This is a genomic window from Psychrobacter sp. PL15 (assembly GCF_035984995.1).
Taxonomy (GTDB): domain Bacteria; phylum Pseudomonadota; class Gammaproteobacteria; order Pseudomonadales; family Moraxellaceae; genus Psychrobacter.
Genome location: NZ_JAXCIB010000001.1, coordinates 22,627 through 40,115, shown reverse-complemented (window position 1 = coordinate 40,115; position 17,489 = coordinate 22,627). Strand labels below are relative to the sequence as shown.

General features: G+C 43.9%; 10 protein-coding genes. 6 read left to right on the top strand and 4 right to left on the bottom strand.

Annotation, left to right across the window (positions count from 1 at the left end):
- Positions 1 to 67 precede the first annotated feature (67 nt).
- Positions 68 to 883, top strand: coding sequence for a MipA/OmpV family protein (locus tag RCH20_RS00145; protein WP_327192159.1), 816 nt, complete (start codon positions 68 to 70; stop codon positions 881 to 883).
- Positions 884 to 972: 89 nt separating this feature from the next.
- Here RCH20_RS00145 and fumC read toward each other — a convergent pair whose 3' ends face one another.
- On the bottom strand, positions 973 to 2,376 hold the full coding sequence (fumC, locus tag RCH20_RS00140; RefSeq protein WP_327192158.1) for a class II fumarate hydratase: 1,404 nt from the start codon (positions 2,374 to 2,376) through the stop codon (positions 973 to 975).
- A gap of 144 nt (positions 2,377 to 2,520) precedes the next feature.
- Between fumC and RCH20_RS00135 the strand changes: the two genes are divergently transcribed.
- Both RCH20_RS00135 and RCH20_RS00130 read left to right on the top strand, forming a co-directional pair.
- Entirely contained in the window at positions 2,521 to 3,219 is a 699-nt protein-coding gene (locus RCH20_RS00135) for a 5-formyltetrahydrofolate cyclo-ligase (RefSeq protein WP_327192157.1), read from the top strand.
- 46 nt (positions 3,220 to 3,265) lie between these two features.
- Positions 3,266 to 3,550 (top strand): hypothetical protein, encoded by a 285-nt coding sequence (locus RCH20_RS00130; protein WP_327192156.1) that lies wholly within the window; start codon positions 3,266 to 3,268, stop codon positions 3,548 to 3,550.
- A gap of 69 nt (positions 3,551 to 3,619) precedes the next feature.
- On the opposite strand, the gene RCH20_RS00125 is transcribed toward RCH20_RS00130, so the two are convergent.
- A complete protein-coding gene (locus RCH20_RS00125; protein WP_327192155.1) occupies positions 3,620 to 4,981 on the bottom strand; it encodes a Na+/H+ antiporter family protein in 1,362 nt (453 codons plus the stop codon).
- A 349-nt stretch (positions 4,982 to 5,330) separates the two neighbouring features.
- Here RCH20_RS00125 and lon point away from each other — a divergent pair, with 349 nt between their 5' ends.
- Positions 5,331 to 7,943, top strand: a complete 2,613-nt coding sequence (lon, locus tag RCH20_RS00120) for an endopeptidase La (RefSeq protein WP_327192154.1) — start codon at positions 5,331 to 5,333, stop codon at positions 7,941 to 7,943.
- A gap of 128 nt (positions 7,944 to 8,071) precedes the next feature.
- Here the strand turns inward: lon and RCH20_RS00115 are convergent, their stop codons facing one another.
- Entirely contained in the window at positions 8,072 to 10,687 is a 2,616-nt protein-coding gene (locus RCH20_RS00115; protein ID WP_327192153.1) for an SDR family NAD(P)-dependent oxidoreductase, read from the bottom strand.
- Positions 10,688 to 11,264: 577 nt separating this feature from the next.
- On the opposite strand from RCH20_RS00115, the gene RCH20_RS00110 reads away from it, so the two are divergent.
- Both RCH20_RS00110 and RCH20_RS00105 read left to right on the top strand, forming a co-directional pair.
- On the top strand, positions 11,265 to 13,112 hold the full coding sequence (locus tag RCH20_RS00110) for a long-chain-acyl-CoA synthetase (RefSeq protein ID WP_327192152.1): 1,848 nt from the start codon (positions 11,265 to 11,267) through the stop codon (positions 13,110 to 13,112).
- Positions 13,113 to 13,936: 824 nt separating this feature from the next.
- Positions 13,937 to 14,494 carry a superoxide dismutase family protein gene (locus RCH20_RS00105; protein ID WP_209956623.1) on the top strand — a complete coding sequence of 186 codons (558 nt, stop codon included), beginning with the start codon at positions 13,937 to 13,939 and terminating at the stop codon, positions 14,492 to 14,494.
- 117 nt (positions 14,495 to 14,611) lie between these two features.
- On the opposite strand, the gene topA is transcribed toward RCH20_RS00105, so the two are convergent.
- Complete coding sequence (topA, locus tag RCH20_RS00100; RefSeq protein WP_327192151.1) at positions 14,612 to 17,284, bottom strand: type I DNA topoisomerase; 2,673 nt, start codon at positions 17,282 to 17,284, stop codon at positions 14,612 to 14,614.
- Between the last annotated feature and the right edge of the window lie 205 nt (positions 17,285 to 17,489).

The following is a 17,489-nucleotide window of genomic DNA, read 5'->3' as shown; positions in this document are numbered from 1 at the left end:
GCGCTCAATATTGAGTAATAAAAGAAGCCTAATTTAATTTTCTCCTACCTGCTTGTGAGACCTGACTATGTTTAAACTATCACTATCAACACCCTCTATTATGAGCAATCGCACCTTGTTTGCTACTTTGACAGCAACTGCCTTGTTAAGCGCGACGGGTATGGCGAATGCTGCGCTCTTTGACAACAACCTACCGGCTGATCCCGATGCAGAATTAAGTGTTGGATTAAATGTCATGGTCACAGACTCAGCCTATGATACAGACGGTACAGAAGTACGTGTACTGCCGAGTGTATTCTATGATAACAACAAGATATACGCACGCGGTGCACAAGCTGGCGCGTACCTAATCAATGATGGTACCAATGAGCTGTCCGTCTACGCCCAACTTGCTGGTAGTGAGTTTGATCCTGATGATGCTGATGGCGCACTATCCGGTCTTGATAAGCGTAAAGCGTCAGCTGCTGCCGGTATAACCTATTTGCGCCGCACGCCTATCGGTGGCTTCCGTGGTCAAATTGCTACTGATATTTTAGGACGTAGTGATGGTAGCATTGGCCGCTTGACCTACCTTACTAAATTCACTAGAGATAAATTAACCGTTTATCCAAGCATTGGTGTTGAGTGGAATGATGAGAATTATAACGAATATTACTATGGTGTTAGTAACGAGGAGTCATCACGTACCGGTGTAGCCGCTTACTCACCTGATCAAAGCTTTAGTCCCTATATTAGCGTCAGTGCCAACTACGATATCAACGATAAATTGGCAGGATTTGCCAGTCAGAGCTTTAACTACCTCTCTGATGAGCAATACGATAGCCCTATGGTTGACTCGCGTACTGAATCAACGACTACGCTTGGTTTGCTTTATAAGTTCTAAAATATTTTTTAGATACTTAGCATAAAAAAAGACCTTGCCGTAATAATTGGGGCAAGGTCTTTTTTGTGCTCAATAAATTATTAGATAGCTTAAGAAGGATGGACCATATCTTCAGGCGTTACCCACTCATCAAACTGCGCTTCAGTCAGCAAACCTAATTCTACGGCCACTTGCTTAAGCGTTTTATCTTCTTTATAAGCCGTCTTAGCGATTTTTGCTGCATTTTCATAACCAACATGACGGTTCAATGCCGTTACTAGCATCAAAGAGTTGTGTAGATAATAGTCGATTTTTTCTTTAACAGGCTCAATACCGGCAGCACAGTTTTCATTGAAGCTATTGCAAGCATCACCCAATAGCTTAATAGACTGCAATAAGTTAAAGGCAATCACTGGTTTAAAGACGTTTAGCTCAAAGTTACCAGACGCGCCAGCCATATTAATGGTGGTGTCATTACCCATTACTTGAGCGACAACCATGGTCATGGCTTCTGACTGAGTTGGGTTCACTTTGCCCGGCATGATTGATGAGCCTGGCTCATTTTCTGGAATATTGATTTCGCCAATACCGCAGCGTGGACCTGATGCCAACCAACGCACATCATTAGCGATTTTATTTAAGCTACCCGCTAAAGTTTTTAGAGCGCCTGAAGCAAATACTTCAGCATCACGAGCAGCCAATGCTTCAAATTTATTCGGTGACGTGACAAATGGCAAGTCAGTCAAAGTAGCTAATTGCTCAGCTGCTTTTACCGCATAATCAGGATGAGCATTCAGACCAGTACCAACCGCTGTACCGCCTAGTGGCAATTCATACAGGCCTTGTAAGGCGTTATCGATACGCACTAATGAATGGTCAAGCTGGCTGACATAACCACTAAACTCTTGACCTAAAGTCAAAGGCGTGGCGTCTTGTAAATGCGTACGACCAATTTTGACAATGCTCTCGAACTCTTGAGCTTTTTTGTCCAGAGTATCGCGTAGGGCTTGTATCGCAGGAATAAGTAGGCCGTTGATTTCACGGGCAGCAGCCACACGGATAGCAGTTGGGAAGCTGTCGTTGGTTGATTGCGCATGGTTAACATGGTCGTTTGGATGAATCGGCTGATAGCTACCACGTTCAGAACCAGCAATTTCATTGGCACGATTCGCCAGCACTTCGTTCATGTTCATGTTCGACTGAGTACCAGAACCAGTCTGCCATACCACTAAAGGGAATTGATCAGTCAGACCGCCATTAATCACTTCATCAGCCGCTTGCACAATCAAATCGCGCTTATCATCGTCGATACGATTAAGGCCAGCATTAGTAATTGCAGCCGCTTTTTTGACTAAAGCCATCGCTTCAATCATAGGGCGCGGTAGAGTCTCACCACCAATCTTAAAGTTTTCGCGGCTACGCTGAGTTTGCGCGCCCCAATAGGCGTCAACCGGAACTTCCACGTTGCCCATGGTATCTTTTTCGGTACGAGTTGCCTGATTCTGTGTCGACATAACTACCCTCTTTGCTGGTTTGTTAACGAATGATTTATCCGCGAAAAGTGCAACTTCTGCTGCACATAAAGGAAAATAGGATGTAAAGCGCCATTATGATAGCATGACTTATCATAAATTTCTCAATGTCCGTGAGGGTAACTGATGTCTAAGAACACCAGCCAACAACAATCTGGCCCGCTGCCATCAGGCTTATCGGATGATACAAGCGTCATAACTGATACCTTGATAAACACGACTGCCAGTAGCGTAATGAGTAACCCATCCAGACGACAATTTATCCGCCAGCGCAGACAACTAACCGCTGAGGAGCGTCAACAGCGCGCACGTGATGCCAGCTTACATTTGATCAAACTACAGCGCTTGCCTGCTAACGCGCGTATTGGTTTATATTATGACGGCTTTGGTGAACTGCCAACTCAGCCGTTATTAGACTGGTGTCAGCGTTTAAGCTATCAGCCTTATTTGCCAGTAGTCGGTTCATTAGGTAATAAGGATAAGCGGCTGCGTTTCGTACCCATTTATCATACAAAATTTCTAAACATACCAACCCGCATTCATAGCTTAGGCATGAAACAAAATCATCATCGTAGACTATTATGGGCGCGCGAATTGGATGTGATCATCTGTCCATTAACAGCGGTGGACAAGAATGGCAATCGTATGGGTATGGGTGGTGGTTTTTATGATACCACCCTTGCTAAGAGCTATCAGTCAGGCTATAAAAAACCCTTAAAGATAGGCTGGTGTTATGATTTTCAAGTGGTCGAACAACTTCAGTGTCAGCCTTGGGATGTGCCACTTGATGGCTTGATTACCCCAAGTGGCATAAGGTGGTTTTAATAAAGCAATTATTATAAAGGTTAAAATACAGAGGTTAAAAATCATTATGAATAAATCAGTCGCCGACTATGTGGATGAGCATCTTAAAGCTCAAGATGAGGTCTCAGAAACAGATACTAAAAGTATCAACACGAGTAATAATAGTGGCGACTTTAGCGATACTGAATTGGCGGCTAGTATAAATCCTGAGCGCTTGAATGCCCTACTACATGAATGCGATAATTTTTTAGCTTTAGCTGAACACGATATGGCTGATTTTGATAATACCACTGTCAAAAGTGTTGAAAATGTTATAAATCTAGATAAAAAAACGAGTGTAAGTAATAAATAACTCACACCCGTTAATAGCGATAGTATTTAAACTCAAGATACTTGGGCATTCACAGTAGAAAGATAAAAACTATAATACCATCGCCGCAATCCAACCAAAGACCAATAACGGAATGTTGTAATGGATAAAGGTCGGTACCACGCTGTCCTTGATATGGTCATGTTGCCCATCAACGTTTAGACCAGACGTTGGCCCAAGGGTCGAATCCGAAGCTGGAGAACCCGCATCCCCTAGTGCGCCAGCAGTACCGATAATCGCGACCGTCGCTAATGGTGAAAACCCTAAAGAAATACATAACGGGACGTAAATCGCTGCTAAAATAGGAATGGTCGAGAATGACGAGCCAATACCCATGGTCACGATTAGACCAAGCAATAGCATAATAAATGCTGCCATCGCCTTATTGCCTCCGAATAATGTGGTCGCACCGTCAACCAATGGCTGAATCTGCTCGGTCGCTTTCATCACTTCAGCAAAGCCCTGCGCGGTTATCATAATAAAGCCAATCATCGCCATCAGCTTGATACCGTCGTTAAAGACCGTATCTGCCTCACCCCATTTGACTACGCCAGTGGCCATAAAGACCCCAAAGCCAAACATAGAGCCGAGCAATAACGAATCAGTATAGAGCTGCACCACAAAGGCGGTGACAATGGCCACTATGGCCACTAGGGTTTTTAATTTACTTTGTGTTTGTGCAGTTGCTGCCGTTTTACTTAATGCATCGCCCTCTACGACATTATCCTGTGCCGCTTTATCGATTGCCAGTTGCTTATACTCACGCGGTTTGCGATAGCTAATGAATATCGCCGTCAGCAGACCCACGAACATACCCAATGCCGGTATCGCCATCGCTTTGGTGACTGAAATATCAGTAATATCAATCCCCGCTTCGCCCACATTTTTGAGCATGATTTGGTTGAGATAAATATCGCCAAACCCATACGGAATGAACATATAAGTGGTTACCAGACCAAAGGTAATCAAACAGGCAATTAGACGTCTATCAATTTGCATGCGGTTAAACGCCAATAATAGCGGCGGTACTAATAATGGAATAAAGGCAATATGAATGGGAATTAAGTTTTGGCTAAAGCAGCTCATCATCACCAGACCAGCAAACAAGGTATACTTAATCATACCGCTCGTGCCGCCAGCATCAATACGCTTGATAACCGCGCCTGCCAGCGATTGTGGCAATCCTGAATGAGCAATCGCTACTGCAAAGGCTCCCAATAGTGCATAAGACAGCGCAATTTGTGCCCCATTTCGGATACCTTCCTGAAACGCCGCCAAGGTATCTGTCACACCTAAGCCCGCTATTAGCCCACCTGCCAATGCCCCAATAAGCAAACTTAGCACCACGTGTACCCGCGCTAGTGACAGCCCCAGCATGATGACTACCGCCAGTAATACCGCATTGATTGTCATGTTCTCGTCCCTTTTCCTTTAATCTCTAACCAGCTCTTTAATGTATGGCTTATTTGTATGGCTTATCAATGTGTCGCGCATTGTCTGACCTGTTCGCTTCGCCCTATGGTCTCAATACTTCAAACTGCTATAGTTTGTAACCACTATTAGGACGCGCGCCATTTTACCTGATTTTCGCTGCAAAGCCTATGCGCAGAGCTTAATAGATATGCGCCAGCAGATGGTAGCCAAACGCTATTTTCTATACTGTTGAATGGCAAGCCTTGCAATTTTTTATGGGGACACCATTTATATAAACATGAGCCACGAACTTGACTTTACAAGTCTGGTTAACGAGGAAGGGATACATATGAGTAATAATGAAAATAACCTAAAAAAAGACGATCTTGAACAAGAAATCGTCGATCAAGAAAACAGTGATAAAGACATTATTGAACAAGAAAATACTGAAAAGAAAGACACTCAACAAGAGACCACTAATCCAGAAAGCGCTGACTTTGAACACTCGGCTGAGTCGATAAAGGACGCTGAGCCAGATAATGATATAGACAGCTATCTGCCGCTACTGGCGTTGAGAGACGTGGTCGTCTATCCGCATATGCAAATTGCATTATTCGTAGGGCGTGCGCCTTCAGTCAAAGCCGTTGAGTTGGCACAAGCTGAATATGGCGATAAAGTGCTAGTCGTTGCGCAAAAAGATTCGCTGACCGAAGATATTGACCAAGACAATTTATATCAATACGGTACCGTTTGCCGCATCGTCAGTACCATGCCGCATGACAGCGATGAAAATTGCATTAAAGTCCTGATCGAAGGTCAATACCGTGCGCGAGTCGATACCCTAGAAAACCACGACGAACTATTGATGGCCAGCTTTGAGCGTGCTGATATTAGCGTAGCGATGGACGACAGCCAACAAAAAAATACCATGAAAGCGCTGACCAGCTTGTTTGAAAGCTATGCCGATGCCCGTCTGCGTAATGCCCGTGAGCTTACGCGCGTCGCTAAACGTATCGATGACCTGCTTGAACTGGTGTACTTTGTCTCTACCCGGGTCTCGATGGATCTAGACGTCAAGCAGTCATTTTTAGAAAATGATGATCTAAAAACGCATATTAATACTTTGACAGAATACTTGGTTAAACAGAGTGCTGAACAAAATATCGAGCAAGATATTCAAGATGCCGTCCGCCAACAGATGGAAGACAATCAGCGCGAGTATTTTTTAAATGAAAAAATGAAAGCCATTAAAAACGAGCTGTCGGATATGAGTGACGGCGCGTTTGATAACGATGATGATGTTGGCGAACTTGAGCAACGTCTTGAAAATGCTGATTTGCCCGACGATGTCCGCAAAAAAGCAGAGCAAGAGTTTAAAAAACTTAAAATGATGCCACCCGCGTCTTCTGAATCTTCGGTAGTCCGCAACTATATTGAGTGGATTTTAGACACGCCGTGGAATGCAACCACCAAGGTATCTATCAATCTAGAAAAAGCCAAAACCACTTTAGATGAAGATCACTACGGCTTACAAGATGTCAAAGACCGTATCTTAGAATACTTAGCAGTGCAGTCGCGTGTGAAAAAACTTCGTGGTCCGATTTTATGTCTGGTCGGTCCTCCAGGGGTTGGTAAAACCTCACTGGGTGAGTCAATTGCTCGGGCAACTGGTCGCAAGTTTGTACGCATGGCGCTTGGCGGCGTCCGTGATGAAGCAGAAATTCGTGGTCATCGCCGTACTTATATCGGCGCAATGCCAGGTAAAATCGTGCAATCACTGGCGAAAGCAGAAGTCAAAAACCCGCTATTTTTGTTAGATGAAGTCGATAAAATGGCGCAAGACTTCCGCGGCGATCCTGCATCAGCACTGTTAGAAGTGTTAGATCCCTCACAAAATGATAAGTTTAACGATCATTACTTAGATATGGACTTAGACTTATCGCAAGTGATGTTTATCTGTACCGCTAACAGTATGGACATTCCTCCAGCGCTACTTGACCGGATGGAAGTTATTCGTCTGCCAGGTTATACCGAAGAAGAAAAAGTTAATATTGCGCATAAATATCTAGTGCCAAAAGCCATCAAGCAAAATGGTCTCAAAGAAGGCGAAATTGAGATTGTTGAAGCGGCTCTACACAGCATCGTGCGTAGTTATACTCGTGAAGCGGGTGTGCGTAACCTCGAACGTGAAGTCAATAAAATCTGCCGAAAAATCGTTCGCGGCTCAGTTGAGAGTCATGGCGCACGCGCACCGAAAAAAGATGAGCGTAAGCTGGTAACGGTCGATGATACCAATATCGATGACTATCTTGGTGTGCACCAATATGACTACGGTCTGGCAGAAGAAGAGCCCGAAGTTGGTCGCATTACCGGTCTGGCATGGACGCAAGTGGGTGGCGAGCTGCTCACTATTGAAGCCGTTGCCATGAAGGGTAAAGGCGAACTTACCTTTACCGGCTCGCTTGGCGATGTGATGAAAGAATCAATTCGTGCTGCCATGAGCGTGGTTCGTGCCCGTGGTGATAGCTTAGGTATCGACTATGAAACGGTCAAAACCACCGATATCCACGTACATATGCCAGAAGGTGCCACACCAAAAGATGGTCCATCTGCTGGTGGTGCGCTAACGACAGCGCTGGTATCTGCCTTGACTGGTATTGCTATTCGCCCAGATATTGCTATGACTGGTGAAATCACCTTGCGCGGTAAAATACTACGCATCGGTGGTCTTAAAGAGAAGCTATTGGCAGCGCATCGCGGCGGTATCAAGCACGTATTGATTCCAGCGAGCAACGAGCGCGATCTAGTAGATATCCCTGATAATGTTAAGGCCGGCCTGACTATTCAGCCAGTAGCGACCATTGATGAGATATTAAAAGTCGCATTAGTAAGTATGCCACAACCGCTTAAGCCTGCTAAAGTGACTGTAGATACGACCTCTAAAAAAACGCTACATAGCTAATGTTATAAGTAATCTAAAGCTTAATAACGTTAATACTTTAAAAAGGCCGCCTACTATAAATAGTAGGCGGCCTTTTTAAATGAGCTTTTTCAAAAAATTTTAAATGTCACAATATCTTAAGTCTAAGATTAAGACTTGACTGTCACTTTTGACTTAGGTGTTGCTGGCTTATCATCCACTTCAGCCGACATTTTGCTGTCAGTTTTTGTGGCCACTTTTTTACCGGATTTTGAGGGTTTTTTACTCTTAGCTGTTGATGGGTTAGTGCTACCGCCATCTGTTTTTAGCAGTTGGCTGTCAAACTCTGCTTGCGACTCTTGTTCCTGTATTGCCTTGCTTTTGGGAGACTGCACTGCATCAGTATCGGCCATATTATTGTTTATGCGCTTGATGTGGAAGTCTGACTCAACAATCGTGGTAAGACGGCGGGTGAGCTCGTCTAGTGGCCATGGCCATAGAATTGGGCGTCCATCATCATTAAGATACCAGCTATTACAGCCACTGGTCCATACGGTCGTGCCCAAGGCTTCATTGACTTCTTCATAGAAGGCATTGGTGGCTTCTTGAGTCGGTTCAATCTCGCTCAGACCCTCACGGCGCATACGATCCATCCATTTAATCACGTACTCAGCCTGTGCTTCAGCAATCGGCACCAATGATGAGTTACCAATCGGGCTGTTTGGACCCATTAGGGTAAACAAGTTTGGGAAGCCCGGAATCATAGTAGTGTTATGAGCAATAGGGCCTTCATTCCATGCCGTATCTAACGGTAATCCGTCGCGACCAGTCACTTGCATCGGACGCATATAAGATTGCGCATGAAAGCCAGTAGCAAATACTAAAATATCAAACTCGTGCAATTGGCCGTCGGTAGTAACCACGCCTGTTGGCTCAATACGGTCAATATGAGCCGTGCAGATGTCAACATTGTCCTGTTGTACCGCAGAATAAAACTTGGGTGACGTAATCATGCGCTTACACATGGGTGCAAAATCAGGCGTTAGGTTTGAACGTAATTTATCATTATTGACTTTAGACAGGCTAAGTTTCGCGCCTATACTGAATATACTGCGCTGCCAGCCAGGGCTTAATGGCGCACGGAATAGACTGGTGAATAGCTTACCAGAGGCGTTATAAGCTAAACGCTGTAAAGCCGGTACTTTTTCAGCGAGCTTGCGCAGTGATTTGGGAATCACTGGGTTCGGGGCACTAAATACCCATTGCGGTGTACGCTGAAATAACGTGACTTGCTGACATTGCTGAGACAGTGCGGTTACGATCTGCACCCCTGTTGAACCATTACCGATAACCCCAACACGTTTGCCATCTAGGGGCACATCATGATCCCAGCGTGCGCTATGGAAGCTTGCCCCTTCAAAGGTATCAATGCCTTTAATATCTGGTATGTTTGGGTGATGTAAAACGCCCGTGGCACAGATCAAGACATCTGCTTCATCAGTGTCCCCTGATTTAGTTTTGATCTTCCAGCGACCCTCTTCGAACGTGGCTTCATCAATCTCACTATTGAACTTAATATGTTCCGTTAGCCCACGCTTTTCAGTGACATTTTCAAAATATTCACGTAACTCGCTGCCTGGTGCAAAGACGCGGCTCCATTTTGGTGACAGGTCATCTTCGTAACAATAAAAATGCGCAGGCACATCACAAGTTAAGCCAGGATAAGTATTATCCCGCCAAGTACCGCCAACTGAATCAGCTTTTTCATAAACCACAAAATTATCTGAACCGGCCGTTTTCAGGGTTTTTGCCATCGCAATCCCTGACATGCCGGCACCAATAATGGCCACACGAGGCAGTGGTTTTTCTGGCTTATACTTCGGGAACTCGCTCGCCTTAAGTCTCAGCATCTTAGTGGTGAATAGACGGTCTATTATACCTAAGGTTAAAATACCCGGATGCCATACACGAACCGGCTCATAAGCCACCGCATATAGCAACATATGCACACCCGCCTCAAGCGATAGCTTGGGATAACCACTCCACGCGTTCTGAGCGGGCGCAATCATCGCAGTCTGAGTTAATGGCAAGTGAACCGTGGTCCAGTTGATACCATCATTATAAGTCTCAGCGGCAACGCTTTCAGCGAAGCCGTCCAACGCAGACTTTGAGCCAATGTAAGCACTAAAACGTGGGGTACCTGTCAGCTGGGTGCCCATGGTTGAGATATTAATCACATGCCCACCAGTACCCGCAATACGCATCTGATCCACCAAGGGAATCGTTAGATTGATTGCACCAAAGTAGTTGATACTCATGACCCGTTCATAATCATGGAGACGATCAGCTGATTCGTAAATAGAACGGCGAATCGACCGACCAGCGTTGTTAATAATGACATCAACACCACCATGCTCATTGATGATTTGCTTGATCAGTTTTTCACGGTCTTCATCAACACTAAGGTCACAGGTATAAATAAAAGCCTTACCCTCATAATCAGCGGCTTCTGCGGCCACTTCTTCTAGTAGGTCACTGCGACGTGCCACTAACAAGACATGCGCGCCCGCTTCTAATAACCCTAATGCTGCACCGCGACCAACCCCAGAGGAAGCACCAGTCACTAATATACGTTTTCCTCGAACTTTATGGCGCAGATGGTCCTCAAATGAGTGCCCTGCTATTATTCTCTTCAGTCGATTGAACTGATAGGTGGGTTCTGCGGTCAAAAGAATATCTGCTAGACGATCCTTGGTAGAACGTTGAGGTGCCTCTTTAGTATCCATATTAAAATTTCTCCATGCGTGTTCATTAGCAGCTGCCAAACAAATAACTGCTAAACAGTAAAAAAGCAAAAATCCTGAGACAAAAGAACAGGGAAACCAGACTTATTGGCATGTTAGCAGATCAGCAAAATAAAAATAATGAACAGTAGTTGAATAACGTAAAAAAGGGTTTGTACCAAATTATAGAATGATATGGACCTTACCTTGTGATAGATTAGAGTTTAATTAGTAACTATTTGTTGAGTAAATTACTCAAACAATCATCCAGATAACTTAGTATAGGTTAGCTGTTTTAATTAAACAAGTTATCAACTTGTCCGCTTAAGTATTGCCTGACAGAGTTGACTATAAAATAAGTGTTATTAGTTACTATTAACTGACATCGAGCTTCAACATCCTAATAGATACCCTTAATGCCAATTATAGCTAAGGTTAATAAAACTCATGCTAGCTATAGCAATAGTCTTATTAATATTCTAATATGCTTAACAGATACCTGCTTGAATAACGCACACAATGTTGCTGTAGTACTCGCTTTAACTTCAGAAAAACGTCAAAACATATATAAGGATAATATATGATAACGCCTCATCAGGATATGATTACACTGCCCAAAATGCTTGCTAAAGCGCCAAGCATGATAAAAAAAATACCAAAACTATATCGAGGAATAAAGTTTATTACGGATAATCGCACTGATGTCCATACTGGTCTCGGTTTTACCTTTGCAAAGGCTGTAAAAGCCAACCCCAATGCGACTGCGATTAAGTTCGAGGATATGCAGCTCACCTATAAACAATTCGATGAATGGTCTAACCAGTTTGCCAACTATTTACTAAATAAAGGCCTTAAGAAAGGTGACGTCTTTAGTGTGGCGCTTGAGAATCGGCCAGAATTATTATGTGCGTGCATGGCCGCTGCTAAAACAGGCACGATTGCTGCGCTCATCAACACCTCGCAAAGTGGAAAAGTACTTATTCATAGTATTAATTTGGTAAAACCAAAGCTGGTCATCGTTGGCGCTGAAATGACTGATGCCTTTCAACAAATTAGAGCAGAGATAGATATCCCTGAAGGTAGCTATTTATGGTGGGAAGATAAAGACACTTATCATAACCAGCAAGACACTGATCAAGCACCCCAAGGTCTAAATTCATTAGGACCTTTGATTCATGAGCAGTCAAAAGTGATTCCAGCCACTAGCAAAAATGCCTATGCTAAAGACGGTTTGTTGTATATCTTTACCTCTGGCACGACCGGACTACCTAAAGCAGTGGTCTTCAATCACAGTCGCTGGATGAAGGCCTACGGAGTATTCGGACACACCCTAAACCTCACTGACCAAGATACGATTTATGTTCCTTTACCTTTATATCACGGGACAGGAATTATCGTATGTTGGAGCAGCGCCATAGCGGGTAATAGCGCCATTGCGCTGCGACGTAAATTCTCTGCCACTAACTTTTGGCAAGACATACACAAGTTTAATGCCACCAGCTTTGGTTACGTGGGCGAGCTATGCCGGTATCTGCTCGATACCCCACCAGATCAATTTGAAAAAAACAATCCAGTGACTAAGATGATCGGTAATGGACTGCGCACCAGTATTTGGAAAGAATTCAAGGACCGTTTTGGTATTGAAGAAGTGCTTGAGGTCTATGCTGCCAGTGAAGGTAATATTGGCTTCAGTAATATTTTTAACTTTGATAACACTGTTGGATTCTGTCCACTGCCGTATAAGCTAGTCGCTTACGATCAAGAAGCAGACGAACCAGTCCGTAACAAAGACGGTTTTATGCAACAGGTTAAGCTCGGTGAAGTCGGTCTGCTATTAGGCGAAATTACGCCCAAAGCACCGTTTGAGGGCTACACTGATCCAGAAAAAACCAAGTCTAAAATCTTCGATGATGTACTGGTCAAGGGCGATTCATATTTTAATACCGGTGACCTAATGCGCGATATTGGCTTTAGGCATTGCCAATTTGTCGACCGAGTCGGAGATACGTTCCGCTGGCGCGGTGAGAATGTATCTACCACTGAAGTTGAAAACATCATTGCCGAATGTGAGGGTGTCGGTGAAGCCATTGTCTATGGCGTTGAAATCAAAGGAACCAACGGCCGCGCAGGTATGGCAGCTATTACGCTTCATGATGGCATTAACTTCGATGATACCTATCAAAAATCCTTATTAACGGAATTGACCAGACACCTACCTACTTATGCTATTCCGGTATTTATTCGATTACAAGATAGCCTTGAGACCACAGGTACCTTTAAATACTCAAAGAATAAGTTAAAAGAGGTTGGATTTGATTCGTCTAAAACCGATGACAAACTCTGGGTGCTCCTACCAAAAGATGAGCAATTTACACTAGTCGACGACGCCGAGTACCATAGAATCCAAAGTAATGAGTATCGTTTTTAAACTGTAAAATTTATTGATAATTAATGAGAACAACGCCACTCTATAGCTAAAGTGGCGTTGTTCTTTGCTACTAAGTATGTTTTACACTCAACTTATTTGAGATAAAACTTATTATATAGCAGCATATTTTGTTAAATTTTCGGCTCTATACCGATTCACATTCTTCATGTGGCTAGAACCTTAATATAGTCAGTTCAAAATAAAACAGCGTCGTTTATGGCAACGCGCTACTGGGATAACTTTTTGCTTGAGCGTCACGAGCATGTAGTAAGACTTGGGCTTATTCAGTACTTAAATCTAGTGAGTTGGTACCGTAAAATAGAGGATATGAGTCGTAGCTGCATTTTGTCATGTGCGATTCCTTGACACCGTAGTCTGCCGAATAATGCAAATCACCAGTTTGTGATACTGCCGAATCCGTGCTTATGCTCCTGCTACCCGCTCTAAAATAAGTGCTGTAGATCTAGCTCACTTGAATAATTCATGCACACTAATTCCTTATATCAGTTGCTCACGTTATTTATATGAGTCATTATGTATATAAGACACGCATTCTGCAGCACGCCTTACCAGCTAACTCTTTTATTTCGTTAGCTTCTGTTGAGCTTTTTGTTAAAATATTCTCTTTATATGTTATCAGTGACTTACATATATTAACGCTTTGTTGCGCTTCTAGTGAATATCTGAGTTCAAGGCTTAGCTATACTAACTGCGAGTTTGATAAAAGTTACAGCAGGTTTCGAGACAACTGTCGCTAAAAAAGTTAAATATAAATGTTAAATACAAATGTTAAGTATGATAATTGACTATAAATGGAGAGATCAATGAAAAAGCTTATGCTTGCAAGTGCCCTATTATGTGGCTCTGCCTTAGCAATAACCGGTTGCCAGAGTACAGAAGGACAGCTAAAAACAGGTAATCCGCTTAACCAGCCTGTGCTGAAATCAACCCTCAATACTACAGATGCAGACCAACGTGAAGTCGGCCAAGTCTATTTACGTCCTGTTGATGGCGGCGTACAGGTCTACGGCAAACTGACGAATATGACGCCCGGTCAAACGGTCGCCTTGCATATTCATGAGACTGGCAGCTGTGATGTAATGGGTAAATCAGCAGGCGGTCATTTCAATCCTGATAACCAGCCACACTCTAATCCCGATGATATGAATGGCCACGCTGGCGACTTGCCAAACTTAACAGCAAATGATAACGGTGTTGCTACTATCAACTATGTGAATAAGAAGATTTCTGCTGCCGAAGCTGGAAAATATAGCGTCAACCGCCTTGCGTTTATTGTTCATGCTGGCGCTGATGACTATACCAGCCAGCCATCAGGCGCTTCAGGTGATCGTATTGCTTGTGGTATCATCGAAAAAAACTAATGGCTTATTCAGTACAAGCTAAAGTTAATATAATCTAAGTGTGGATTTTATTGCTGATATAAAAAAACCTCTTAGCTATTCTAAGAGGTTTTTTTACGCTTGGTTTAAACAGGATAGTTATTCTTCTACCCACTCGCCCTTACGCCAGTAAACACCCCAACGTGAGGCCTTACCGTTTTTTTCAGAGCCGATATACTGCTCTTTTTTCTTCCGTGACCAGCGCAAAATAGTTGGGTTACCATCCGGATCTTCATCTGGACCCTCAAACAGATACTGGAATTTATCTTCCATCTTATCTTTGATAGTCCGCATCTCAGCCAGCTTAGGCGCACGGGTTTCGCGTACCTTGGGAAACTGAGACGCTGCTAAGAACATGCCAGCCGCCCCTTCACGTAAGATAAAGTAATCCTCGTGCTTAACCGATTTTAGCTCCGGCATATGGATGGGATCCATACGTGGCGGTGCAGCCTCACCAGTTTTGAGCACTTTACGAGTATTATCACATTGCTGACAGGCAAAGTAAGGACCAAAGCGTCCAGTCTTTAGCTCCATTTGTCCATCACACTTATTACAATCAATCGTAGGAGAATCAGAACCTGGGACTTCAAACTTACCTTCTTCTAGGATATAGCCCTCACAATCAGGGTTATTACCACAGATGTGGAGCTTAAGACCACCATCTACGATATAGCCGTCCATAGCTGTTGCACACTTCGGACAGCGCTTTTTCTCCATCAAGTCTTTGACTTCAGCCGCTTCATCATCGCCTTCTGCATCATCAAGATTGGCAAAAGCTTCGACCGGCATTAAGTTTTTGGTGCCTTTGCAACGCTCTTTGGGTGGTAGATTATAGCCAGTACAACCTAAGAACACACCGGTTGAACCAGTACGTAACTGCATCGGACGATCACATAAATCGCAGTGTACGTCAGGCACGTCGGTAGGGTCATTAGGACGCATACCATCTTTGTCTTTGGCATGTTCAAGCTTAATTTTGAAGTCGCCATAAAAATTATCTAAGACATCTTTCCAATCTTTTTCACCTTCAGCGACACCATCAAGTTTATTCTCTAAAGCGGCAGTAAAAGTATAATCCATCAAGTCTGGGAAGCTGGCTGTTAATCTGTCAGTGACGATGTCACCCATTTTTTCAGCAAATAAACGTTTATTCTCCAGCTTTACATAACCGCGATCTTGAATGGTTGAAATAATAGAGGCGTAGGTTGATGGACGACCGATACCTTTTTTCTCCATCTCTTTGACCAAGCTGGCTTCAGTATAGCGCGGTGCTGGTTTGGTAAAGTGTTGACTGGGATCTAGGTTGTCTAAAATCAGCTCATCACCTTTTTTGACATCAGGCAGTAAGCTATCGTCGGTTTTTGCTGGCGCTTGTATCCTAGTATAACCATCGAAAGTCATGGTACGACCACGGGCTTTTAGCTCAACGTCGCCCGCCTCTACGAATAAATTTACTGATAAATACTTTGCAGGTGGCATCTGACAAGCGACAAACTGACGCCAAATTAGCTCGTAAAGGCGGATAGCATCGCGCTCTACCCCTTTAAGCTGATTAGATTTCATATTGACGTTTGATGGACGTATGGCCTCATGTGCCTCTTGCGCGTTTTGTTTATTACCATAAAAATTAGGTTTTTCTGGCACATATTTAGCGCCAAAACTGTCTTCTAAATAACCACGAACCGCAGCTAGGGCATCACCCGATAAAAAGGTAGAGTCAGTACGCATATAAGTGATATGACCCGCTTCATAGAGACGCTGTGCCAAAATCATGGTCTTTTTCACGGAAAAGCCCAAGCGGGTACTGGCTGCCTGCTGCAAGGTCGAGGTGATAAATGGCGCGCTCGGTTTCGACTGAGTTGGTTTCTCTTCGCGCTCTTTGACCAGATAGCTTGCTGGTTTTAGGACGTCGAGTACTTTATCAGTCTGCTCTTTATTAACAAGCTTGAGGGTTTTGCCACCTTGTTTGGTGGCCTCTAGGCGAATACCGACTTGCTCAGCATCCTTCTTACTCTCCACAATATGAGTATCTGCAAAAATCTGCCAATACTCTTCAGGGATAAAGGCGCGAATTTCGTGTTCACGCTCGACCACCAACCGCATGGCTACTGACTGCACCCGACCTGCAGATAAACCGCGGGCGACCTTTTGCCATAGCAGCGGCGACACCATAAAGCCAACCACCCGATCTAAAAATCGGCGCGCTTGCTGAGCATTGACCCGGTCAATATCAAGTTTAGAGGGTTGCTTAAAGGCATTTTGGATGGCGGTTTTGGTAATTTCGTTAAACACCACCCGCTCATACTTGCTATCCGCGCCGCCGATGACTTCTTTGAGATGCCAGGCGATGGCTTCCCCTTCTCTATCCATATCCGTTGCTAGATAAATTTTATCAGCGTCTTTGGCTAAGGCTTTTAGCTCTTTAATGACTTTGGTTTTATTAGGCAGCACTTCATAGACTGCCGCCCAGCCATGCTCTGGATCAACACCCATGCGCCGTACCAGCGCTTGCTGGGTTTTTTCTTCTTTGGTCAGGCTCTCATCTTTTTTGGTAATGGCTGGTTTTTTAGCACCTTTATTGGCACCCACCGGTAAATCTCGCACATGCCCAATACTGGAGCGTACGATGAAATCATTACCAAGGTATTTATTAATCGTTTTTGCCTTGGCAGGTGATTCGACAATCACCAAAGATTTGCCTTTGGAATTAGTGCTAGTGGTAGAAGATTCCGCAGCAGGAGTTGACGTTTTTTTACTTGGGGTTTTTGCCATGTGTTACGACACCATAATAAATGGATTAAATTCGAATAAAAGATTAGTAGCGTAGCGATTTATGATAACTAAGCGATTTGTTGTAGCGAATCAAGTTGTTAGAAGCCCAGCTATCAATGAAAATGGTCACAATATATACGATAAACACAATATAGACGTAAACTTATAAGGACGTTACACTGCTAAGAGTTGAGCTGTCAACTGT